The 4768-nt window shown below is 71.6% G+C and carries 4 protein-coding genes; 2 read left to right on the top strand and 2 right to left on the bottom strand.

Going from position 1 to position 4768, the window contains the following annotated elements:
* Positions 1-84 precede the first annotated feature (84 nt).
* The gene (locus LXN57_RS42015; RefSeq protein ID WP_251803896.1) at positions 85-1587 is read right to left on the bottom strand and encodes a PH domain-containing protein; all 1503 of its coding nucleotides are present in this window, start codon (positions 1585-1587) and stop codon (positions 85-87) included.
* A complete protein-coding gene (locus tag LXN57_RS42010; RefSeq protein ID WP_251803895.1) occupies positions 1584-2069 on the bottom strand; it encodes a PH domain-containing protein in 486 nt (161 codons plus the stop codon). The genes LXN57_RS42015 and LXN57_RS42010 overlap by 4 nt, the downstream gene beginning before the upstream one ends.
* 131 nt (positions 2070-2200) lie before the next feature.
* On the opposite strand from LXN57_RS42010, the gene LXN57_RS42005 reads away from it, so the two are divergent.
* Both LXN57_RS42005 and LXN57_RS42000 read left to right on the top strand, forming a co-directional pair.
* Positions 2201-3016: a carbon-nitrogen hydrolase family protein gene (locus tag LXN57_RS42005; protein WP_251803894.1), complete on the top strand. Its 816-nt coding sequence runs from the start codon at positions 2201-2203 to the stop codon at positions 3014-3016.
* Complete coding sequence (locus LXN57_RS42000; RefSeq protein ID WP_251803893.1) at positions 3016-4671, top strand: flavin monoamine oxidase family protein; 1656 nt, start codon at positions 3016-3018, stop codon at positions 4669-4671. Before LXN57_RS42005 ends, LXN57_RS42000 begins: the two co-directional genes overlap by 1 nt.
* Positions 4672-4768: the final 97 nt, after the last annotated feature.

Raw genomic sequence — 4768 nt, 5'->3', positions numbered from 1 at the left:
TTCGCGCCCACCATTTCGGCGAAAGAACAGCGAGAGGCCAAACTATTCGGCGACGCTATCCAGGGCGAAACGAACGGGGATCCCCTACCGCACCCCTACGCTTTCCGGCGCAATTTCCGCTAATTCCGCGAACATTTCCGGGGTGGCCGCGCGGGCGAGGGCGAGACCCTCGGCCAGGGCCACGTCACGAATTTTGTAGCCACCGCGCCCGGCCCCTACCATCGCGACGAAGGTGGCGATGCCGGCCCGGCGCTGAGCGACCGACTGGTTGATGCTCCAGGCGAGAATGCGCGACCGGTCGAGCAGGACGGTCCGCCGGGAGTATGTGCCGTAGCGGGTGACCAGATAGCCGCCGTACAGTCCGGAGCCGAGGCTGCGGTAGGCGTCCACCGCGGCGGCCAGCGCCACCGGCAGCAGCACGATACCGAGCAGCCAGGCGATCTGGAGCAGCACCGTCGTCACCGTGACGCCGAGGATCACCAGCGGCGTCTCGACCAGCACGACCGCGGCCAGGGCCCAGGTGAGCCGGCGGCGCAGCGCGGCCCGCGGCGCCGGAGCCAGGGTCAGTCCGTCGAGGAAGCCCGGCGCTTCACCGAGAACTGCCGCAGCGACCTGCCGGGCCTCCATCATCGAGGCCGGTGGCAGCAGCGCGCTCTTGGTCGAGGTGGACCGGTCGTCGGAGGCGCCCAGCCCGACCGCGATGGCGTTCAGGCGGGCGCCGCGGGCCCAGCGCAGCGGCACTGGCTCGGCGATCTGGACCCCGCGCAGCCGCTGCCGTTCGAGCCAGACCACCCGCGTGCTGAACAGCCCGCGCCGCAGCCGGACGGCGTCCTCGCCCGCCGGTTCCAGCCGGTAGTCCCACCACGTCTCGACGAAGGTGGTCAGCGAGGTCAGCACGCCCAGGGCGAGGACGATCAGCACCGGCACGACGATCGCGGACCACAGCGGCAACGCGGTCAACCCGTCCCAGATGGCCCGCAGGAAGCCGATGTCGGCCGGATTGATGCTGAGCGAGTCGATCAGCCGGAAGAAGCCGCCGACCACGATCCCGACGCCGGCCACGCCCCACACGGTCAGCGGCGCGTACCGCAGCCGGCCCCACCGCGCCGTGGCGATCGGCTCGGTCGAGCCCGCGTCACCCGGTGTCAGCCGACGCCGCAGGTCTTCGGCCTCGGCCAGGGAGATGCCGTCGAGCACGACCTGCCGGCGTTCTCCGCCGGCGTGCTCGCCTGAGCTGATCCGCACCACGCGCAGCCCGAGCACCCGGTGCAGCGGGCTGGCGGTGACGTCGACGCTGCGGATCCGGTCGCGGCGCACCGAGCGCTGCTGCCGGAACACTGCGCCGCTGTGCAGCTCGACGCGGTCGTCGCCGATGCGGAAGCGGGTGGTCAGGAACCGTACGGCGAAGGCGCCCGCGACGATCACGAAGGTCAGCGCGATCGACCCCAGCGTGATGATCGCGGCCAGATCCAGCCGGCCCCCGGTGAGCAGCAGCGTGAGCAATGTCGAGCCGAGCGGCGGGAACAGCCAGGCGCCGCTGACCAGTACCATCCGCCGGTCGAGCCGCCGCCAGCCGGCGGAGGTCACTGCCCGTCCCCGGGCACGGCCTGCGCCCGCGCGGCCAGCGTCTCGGCCAGTTCGGCGGCCAGCGAACGGTCGAGCCCCTGGACGCGCACCGGCCCAGCGGCCGAGGCCGTGGTCACCACGAGCCCGGCCAGCCCGAACATCCGCTGCAGGGGCCCGCTGGAGGTGTCGACGGTCTGGATACGTTCGACCGGCGCGATCCGGGAGCGTTGCCAGAACCAGCCGGACACCGCGTAGACGAGACCGTCGGTGGCCTCCCACCGGTGCACCCGGTAGCGCCAGGTCGGCATGACCAGCACGTACGTCAGCCCGATGGCAGCGACGACGCCGAGGCTTAGGCCGAGCCAGGTGCGCGCGGGCGGGATCAGCGCGGTCAGCAGGGCCAGCACCGCGACCGGCGGCAGCGCGAACACGGCAGCCTGCACGGTCCACCAGCCCAGGGCCCGGCGGTCGAGCCGATGGCGGGGAGGTCGGAGGCTGTCCACGCGGCCAGCATAGGCGGCTTCCCATTGTCGACAAATACGAGGTCGATAGGGGTTGCCCCGTCAACCGGCCGCCGGTAGCAATTTCCGCGTCACGTGTCAGCGCCTGCGAGAATTGCGGGGAAGAACGACCGGTGAATGTTTCGGAAACCGCGGTGACGCGCATCGCCTGCTGGCAACCCGAATGGGTCGCCGGCCGTTCCCAGCGCGACGAATTCCTCGACCGGCTCGCGACGGCGGCCTCGACCGCGGCCGACGGCGGCGCGACCCTGCTGGTGACCCCCGAGATGTCGGCCACCGGCTACCACCTGGGCAAGGCCCGCACCGACGAGGTCGCCGAGCCGCCCGACGGCCCGCTGGCCGACGGCGTCCGCGCCGTCGCCCGCCGCGCCGGCTTGGCCATCGTCTACGGCTGGCCCGAGCGCGACGGCGACACCGTCTACAACAGCGTCCAGCTCGTCGACGCCGGCGGCGCGGTCGCAGCCCGCTACCGCAAGACCCACCTCTACTCCGACATCGACCGCTCGGTCTACGCGCCCGGCGACCGGCTGGTCGTGCAGGCCGCCCTGGGCCCGCTCACGGTCGGCCTGGTTATCTGCTACGACGTCGAGTTCCCCGAGACCGTACGGGCCCACGCGCTGGCCGGCACACAGCTGCTCGTGGCGCCGACCGCTCTGGTGCGCCCGTGGCAGTTCGTCGCCCGCACGATCGTGCCGGCCCGTGCGTTCGAGAGTCAGCTCTTCGTCGCGTACGTCAACTGGCACAGCGCCGAACCCGAGGGCTACTGCGGCCTGAGCGCCGTGCACGGCCCCGACGGCCGGCCCCGGGCCGAGGCCGGCGAGGGAGAGCGCCTCGTCCTGGCCGACGTCGACCCGGCCGCGCTGGCCGCGGCCCGCCGGGCGACCCCCTACCTGACCGACCGCCGGCCCGAGCTGTACGGGAGCACCTGATGACCGCCATCGTCGAGGCCCCGCCGATCACCATGTTCGGCCCGGACTTCCCGTTCGGCTACGACCGGTGGCTCGGCCACCCCGACGGGCTGGGCGCGGTCCCGGGCGATCAGCACGGCACCGCGGTCGCGGTTGTCGGCGGGGGCATCTCTGGACTGGTCGCCGCGTACGAGCTGATGCGCCTGGGCCTGCGCCCGGTGGTGTTCGAGGCCGAACAACTGGGCGGCCGGATGCGCACCGCCACCTTCCCCGGTCACACCGGCCCGGTGGCCGAGCTGGGCGCCATGCGGTTCCCGCCCTCGGCCACCACCCTGTTCCACTACATCGACGCGGTCGGCCTGCGCACCCGGCCGTTCCCCAACCCCCTCGCCCCGGCCACACCCCACACGCTGCTCGACATCAACGGCGAACAGCACGTCGGCCGCAGCAGCGACGACCTGCCGCCGGTGTATCAGGAGGTCAGCGACGCCTGGAACAAGGTGCTGGAGGAGGGGGCCGACCTGGCCGCGATGGACGCCGCCATCCGCCACCGGGACATCCCGACCATCAAGGCGCTGTGGAACCGGCTCGTGCCATTGCTGGACGACCAGTCCTTCTACGGCTTCCTGTCTTCCACCCCGGCCTTCGCCTCGTTCCGGCACCGCGAGATCTTCGGCCAGGTCGGCTTCGGCTCCGGCGGCTGGGACACCGACTTCCCCAACTCGATGCTCGAGATCTTGCGAGTCGTCTACACGGGCGCCGACGACGGTCACACAGCGCTGATCGGCGGGGCTCAGCAGCTGCCGTTGCGCCTGTGGCGGCACCAGCCGGGCCGGATGCCGTTCTGGCCGGCCGGCACGTCACTGTCGAGCCTGCACCCGGACGGCCCGCGCCCGGCGGCCACCCGGATCGCCCGCCATCGCGGCTGGATCCGGGTCGAGACCGCCGACGGCGCGGGCGAGTTCGCCGCGGCCGTGCTCACTCCCCAGGTACGCCTGTTGTTGTCCCGCATCGACACGGACGAGCGGCTCTTCCCGACCGACGTCTGGACCGCGATCGAGCGCACCCACTACATGGGCGCCTCCAAGCTGTTCGCGCTGGTCGACCGGCCGTTCTGGGGCGAACCCGACGAGCGGACCGGGCGGCCGGTGATGGGCATGACGCTGACCGACCGGTCGCCGCGCGGGGTCTACCTGTTCGACGAGGGACCGGACGCGCCGGGCGTGATGTGCCTGTCATACACGTGGAACGACGACTCGCTCAAGGCGGCCGTGCTGCCGCCGGCCGAACGCCTCGAGGTCATGCTGCGGCACCTGCGGCGCATCTATCCGGGAGTGGACATCCACAACCGGATCATCGCGGCGCCGATCGCCGTCACCTGGGAGACGGAGCCGCATTTCATGGGCGCGTTCAAGGGCAACCTGCCCGGCCACTACCGCTACCAGCGCCGCCTGTTCACCCATTTCATGCAAGAGAAGCTGCCCCCCGAGCAGCGGGGTGTCTTCCTGGCCGGGGACGACGTGTCGTGGACCGGCGGCTTCGCCGAGGGAGCGGTGACCACGGCGCTGAACGCGGTGTGGGGAATCATGCGGCACCTGGGCGGCCGCAGCCCGGTCACGAATCCGGGCCCGGGCGACGCCTACCCGGGCATCGCCCCGATCGAACTGCCCTACTAAGGGCTCGCCGAGAAATAACACGTAGCTTGACGGATTGTGGTCCGTTGATCTGTTATGGGCGTGATGGTGGAGATTCAAGAGCAACTGACGGTGAAGT

The sequence above is a fragment of the Paractinoplanes hotanensis genome (assembly GCF_023717965.1).
GTDB lineage: Bacteria > Actinomycetota > Actinomycetes > Mycobacteriales > Micromonosporaceae > Actinoplanes > Actinoplanes polyasparticus.
The sequence above is the reverse complement of the archived record's forward strand: the minus strand, read 5'-3'. Positions and strand labels throughout refer to the sequence as shown.